At 70.8% G+C, this 5,308-nt stretch carries 5 protein-coding genes; all 5 read right to left on the reverse strand.

Annotation, left to right across the window (positions count from 1 at the left end):
- The coding region (locus tag AWZ10_RS05580; RefSeq protein ID WP_167365918.1) for a trypsin-like peptidase domain-containing protein at positions 1–930 on the reverse strand (930 nt) is incomplete at its 3' end.
- A gap of 359 nt (positions 931–1,289) precedes the next feature.
- A complete protein-coding gene (gene truB / locus AWZ10_RS05585) occupies positions 1,290–2,204 on the reverse strand; it encodes a tRNA pseudouridine(55) synthase TruB (protein WP_060890582.1) in 915 nt (304 codons plus the stop codon).
- A complete protein-coding gene (rbfA, locus tag AWZ10_RS05590) occupies positions 2,201–2,647 on the reverse strand; it encodes a 30S ribosome-binding factor RbfA (RefSeq protein ID WP_037696213.1) in 447 nt (148 codons plus the stop codon). Before rbfA ends, truB begins: the two co-directional genes overlap by 4 nt.
- A gap of 60 nt (positions 2,648–2,707) precedes the next feature.
- Complete coding sequence (locus AWZ10_RS05595; RefSeq protein WP_046706847.1) at positions 2,708–3,001, reverse strand: DUF503 domain-containing protein; 294 nt, start codon at positions 2,999–3,001, stop codon at positions 2,708–2,710.
- Between the two features lie 199 nt (positions 3,002–3,200).
- A partial coding sequence (gene infB, locus AWZ10_RS05600) for a translation initiation factor IF-2 (protein ID WP_079104297.1) occupies positions 3,201–5,308 on the reverse strand: 2,108 nt, incomplete at its 5' end.

Consider the following 5,308-nt stretch of genomic DNA (forward strand, 5'->3'; position numbering starts at 1 on the left):
GGCGCCGCGGAGCCACAGGGTGGGTGCGGGCTCGGGCCCACGGCCGCGCCGGGCGGCGAGGGCGGCCAGTTCTGTCGTACGGCCGCTGCCGGGTGGGCCGACGAGGCCGAGGACCGTGGCCGGGCCGTCGGCGAAGGCGGTGAACTCCCTGACGACCTCGACCCGTTCGACGGGGTCGGCACCGGCCGCCGCGACGGCCCCGGCACCCGCCCCCGGCCCGTCCGACCCCACGGTGGTGGCCGTGAGCTCCAGCACCCCGGCCAGGTTCAGATCCGTTCCGTACGCGCCCACGGTCGCCGCGTTGCGGGCGAGCAGCTCGGCCAGCGGCTGCTCGGCCCGCCACCCGCGCAGGGGTACGGCGAAGCCGGTGGCCCGGTGCGGTGCCTCCAACGCCGTGCCGAGCACGCCCACCACGGCTCCGGTGGTCACGTCGAGGACGGGTCCCCCGGCCGCGCCCCCGCCCAGCCGCAGCGCCTCGCTGCCGGCCGTGCCGATCGCCAACTCCAGGGCGCCGCGCAGCAGATGGAACCCGTCGGTCGCGGTGTACGTGACGTCCGCCGTGCCCAGCACCCGTGCCTCGCGCCAACCGCCGGCCGCGATACGGACGTACGCGCCCGCCCCGACCTCGTCCCGCCGGGCGAAGGGAAGCGGCTCCACGCACAGCCCCTCGGTGCGGATGAGCGCGAGATCGAGAGCCGGCAGCGGGGTCACCGCGTCGGAACTCACCACACAGACACGGTCGCCGGTGGCGTGCACCACGATCCGGGCCAGTCCGTCCACCGCCTCGTGGCTGGTGACGACCGTGCCGTGGTGATCGGCCACGAAGCCCGTGCCGCGCGGTCGTCCTGCCAGATCGCCGACCCGCACCAGGACTTCGTCCCGCGCCGCCCGGCGGCCGTCGTCGGTCGCCCGACGGCCCCGTACCGCCATGTCCTGACCTCCCCGTCGTACCTGTGTTCCGACGGTAGGCACGTGAAGATCAGCGGAAAAGATCGCGCGGCGAACGCGCCCCCTTCCGCTCCCTCGGTTCACTCCGAGCGCCTGCACGAAGGGGTGAATAGGCCCGAGCGGATGGATACACCTCTGGGTGGGGGAACCGAGGGGGGACCGTGGAGCGGCGGGAACAGAAGGACCCGCCGCTCCGCCGGGGAGTTCGGCGGGTGCGGGTCGTATGCGGCCGGCCGCGCGGTTCCCCGCGCCGCCGAAGAGCAGGGGCTGTGCCCCTGGTCTTCAGCGGCACAGCCCTCAGCCGCTCTTCGGCGGCACGGCTCTCAGCCGAAAATGGCCACTCAGCCGAAGATGGCCAGGCTCTTCGCCTTGCCCTTCTGGTTCTCGACCAGGGCCAGGAAGCTGCCGGTGGGGTCGTAGGCGGCGACGGCGCCGCGGCCCGCGTACTCCTCGGGCATCTCCAGTCGCACCCCGTTCAGCAGCAGCCGCGCCCGCCTGTCGTCCACGTCCCAGCGGGGGAACGCGGCCGTGGCGGCCTCGGCGATCGGCATCACGGCCAGTTCCTGCTGGTGCTGGTCGAGGGTCCGCGCGGAGTCCAGCTTGTACGGCCCCACGCGCGTGCGGCGCAGTGCGGTGAGGTGGCCGCCGACGCCCAGACCGGCGCCCAGGTCGCGGGCGAGGGCCCGGATGTACGTCCCGGAGGAGCACACCACCGACACCACCAGGTCGAGCACCGGGGTGCCGTCCTCGGCGACGGCGTCCCGGACGTCGTGGACCGCGAAGGAGGAGATGGTGACGGGCCGGGCCGGGATCTCGAAGTCCTCGCCGTCCCTGGCCCGCTTGTACGACCGCACGCCGTTGATCTTGATGGCGCTGACCTTGGACGGCACCTGCATGATCTCGCCGGTCAGCTCGGCCACACCGGCGTCGACGGCGTCGCGGGTGACCTTCGACGCGTCGACCGACGCCGTGATCTCGCCCTCGGCGTCGTCGGTGACCGTCGTCTGCCCGAGCCGGACGGTCCCCAGGTACTCCTTCTCGGTGAGCGCGAGGTGACCGAGGAGCTTGGTCGCCTTCTCCACCCCCAGGACGAGCACACCGGTGGCCATCGGGTCGAGCGTCCCCGCGTGCCCGACCCGCCGGGTCCGGGCGATGCCCCGCATCTTGGCGACGACATCGTGCGAAGTGAAGCCCGACGGCTTGTCGACGATGACAAGGCCGTCGGGCGTGGTGGTCTTCTGGCGCTGCTGGGTCATTCGGCGGCGTCGTCCTCGTCGTCGTCCGGCTTGCGGTACGGGTCGGCGTCACCGGCGTACTTCGCGCCCGAGGCGCTCTCGCGCACCTGGGCGTCCGAGGCCCGCGCCTTGTCGAGGAGGTCGTCGATGGTCTTGGCGGTGTCCGGGAGGGCGTCGGCCACGAAGGTGAGGGTCGGTGTGAACTTCACCTGAGCGGCCCGCCCGACCTCGGAACGGAGGATGCCCTTGGCGCTCTCCAGTCCCGCGGCGGCGGCCGCCCGCTCCTCGTCGTCCCCGTAGACCGTGTAGAAGACGGTCGCCTCCCGCAGGTCCCCGGTCACCCGGGTGTCCGTGATGGTGACGTGTGAGCCGAGCCGCGGGTCCTTGATCCCGCGCAGCAGCTTCTGGGCCACCACCTCTCGGATGAGGTCCGCCAGCCTCTTGGCACGCGCGTTGTCGGCCACTGGTCCGTCTCCTAGCTCGTTCCGCGTTACTGCTGTTTCTTGGATTGTCTCTGCGACCGGTCAGTCGTCGTCACCGTGCAACCGCCGTCTGACCGAGAGCAGTTCGACCTCGGGGCGCCCGGCGACCAGCCGCTCGCACCGGTCGAGTACGTCGGTCAGGTGCCCCGTGTCACCGGACACCACCGCCAGCCCGATCACGGTCCGGCGGTGCAGATCCATATGGTCGACCTCCGCCGCACTCACCGCGAACTTGCGGTGCAGCTCGGCCACGATCGGACGGACGACGGAGCGCTTCTCCTTCAGCGACCGTACGTCGCCGAGCAGGAGATCGAAGGACAGAGTCCCCACGTACATGTGTGTATCCGGTTCACCCGCCGGTACGGGATAGATGGCCTGCCCACAGCCCGGGGCAGGAACATCAGAACCGTACAACGAAAGGCGGACACCCTCGACGGGATTGTTTCGCAGGGGGTCCGGGGGGCGAAGCCCCCAGGAACGGCCACACCGGCCGGGGGTGAACGAGTCACCCCCGGCCGGCATGGACCACCGCTGGTTACGACCGCGGCTTCTCGCGCATCTCGTACGTCGCGATGACGTCGTCGATCTTGATGTCGTTGAAGTTTCCGAGGTTGATACCGCCCTCGAAGCCTTCGCGGAGCTCGGTGACATCGTCCTTGAAGCGACGCAGACCGGAGATGGTGAGGTTCTCCGCGATGACCTTGCCGTCGCGGACGAGGCGCGCCTTGGTGTTGCGCTTGACCTCGCCCGAGCGGACCAGGACACCGGCGATGTTGCCCAGCTTGGACGACTTGAAGACCTCGCGGATCTCCGCCGTGCCGAGCTCGACCTCCTCGTACTCCGGCTTGAGCATGCCCTTGAGGGCCGCCTCGATCTCCTCGATGGCCTGGTAGATCACCGAGTAGTACCGGACGTCGACGCCCTCGCGCTCCGCCATCTGCGCCGCGCGGCCCGCAGCGCGGACGTTGAAGCCGATGACGATCGCGTCGGAGCCGGTCGCCAGGTCGATGTCCGACTCGGTGACCGCACCCACGCCGCGGTGCAGGACGCGGATGTCGACCTCTTCGCCGACGTCGAGCTGGAGCAGCGAGGACTCGAGAGCCTCCACCGAACCGGACGCGTCGCCCTTGATGATGAGGTTGAGTTCCTGCACCAGACCGGCCTTGAGGGCCTCGTCCAGGTTCTCCAGGGAGAACCGGACTCCGCGCCGGGCGAAGTTGGCGTTGCGCTCACGCGCCGCGCGCTTCTCGGCGATCTGACGCGCCGTACGGTCCTCGTCGACGACGAGGAAGTTGTCGCCGGCGCCCGGGACGTTGGTGAGACCGAGGACGAGGACCGGGGTCGAGGGACCCGCCTCTTCCACGTTCGCGCCCTTGTCGTCGAGCATCGCGCGGACTCGGCCGTACGCGTCGCCGACCACCATGGTGTCGCCGACCCGCAGGGTGCCTCGCTGGACCAGGACGGTCGCGACGGCGCCGCGGCCGCGGTCGAGGTGGGACTCGATCGCGATGCCCTGCGCGTCCTGCTCCGGGTTGGCCCGCAGGTCGAGCGAGGCGTCCGCGGTGAGGACCACGGCCTCCAGCAGGGAGTCGATGTTCAGACCCTGCTTGGCGGAGATGTCGACGAACATCGTGTCGCCGCCGTACTCCTCGGCCACCAGACCGAACTCGGTGAGCTGACCGCGCACCTTGGTCGGGTCGGCGCCCTCGACGTCGATCTTGTTGACCGCGACCACGATCGGCACACCGGCCGCCTTGGCGTGGTTCAACGCCTCGATCGTCTGGGGCATCACACCGTCGTTGGCCGCCACCACGAGGATCGCGATGTCGGTCGACTTCGCACCACGGGCACGCATGGCGGTGAACGCCTCGTGGCCCGGGGTGTCGATGAAGGTGATCCTGCGCTCTTCGTCGTTGACCTGGGTCGCGACCTGGTACGCACCGATGTGCTGCGTGATACCGCCGGCCTCGCCCGCGACGACGTTCGTCTTGCGGATGGTGTCGAGGAGGCGGGTCTTACCGTGGTCGACGTGACCCATGACGGTCACGACCGGCGGACGCGCGACGAGGAACTCCTCGCCGCCCTCGTCCTCGCCGAACTCGATGTCGAAGGACTCGAGAAGCTCGCGGTCCTCCTCCTCCGGGCTGACGATCTCGAGGATGAAGTTCATCTCGTCCGCGAGGAGCTTCAGCGTCTCGTCGGAGACGGACTGCGTGGCAGTGACCATCTCGCCGAGGTTCATCATCACGCCGACGAGCGACGCCGGGTTGGCGCCGATCTTCTCGGCGAAGTCGGTGAGCGACGCACCGCGCGACAGGCGGACGGACTGTCCGTTGCCGCGAGGCAGCATCACGCCGCCGACCGACGGGGCCTGCATGGCCTCGTACTCCTGGCGCCTCTGCCGCTTCGACTTGCGACCACGACGCGCGGGACCGCCGGGGCGACCGAAGGCGCCCTGCGTGCCACCACGGGCACCCGGACCACCGGGACGACCGCCGAAGCCGGGACGACCGCCGCCGCCACCGGGACCACCCGGACGACCGGCGAAACCGCCACCGCCGCCACCGGGACCACCCGGACGACCGGCGAAACCGCCACCGCCGCCACCGGGACCGGCGGGACGACCGGCGAAGCCGCCGCCAC

Source organism: Streptomyces europaeiscabiei, from assembly GCF_001550375.1.
Lineage (GTDB): Bacteria > Actinomycetota > Actinomycetes > Streptomycetales > Streptomycetaceae > Streptomyces > Streptomyces europaeiscabiei.

Coding starts and splice junctions, on each gene's coding strand:
- truB (WP_060890582.1), bottom strand. CDS start 2,204: ATGACCCAGCAGCGCCAGAAGACCACCACGCCCGACGGCCTTGTCATC.
- AWZ10_RS05595 (WP_046706847.1), bottom strand. CDS start 3,001: ATGTACGTGGGGACTCTGTCCTTCGATCTCCTGCTCGGCGACGTACGG.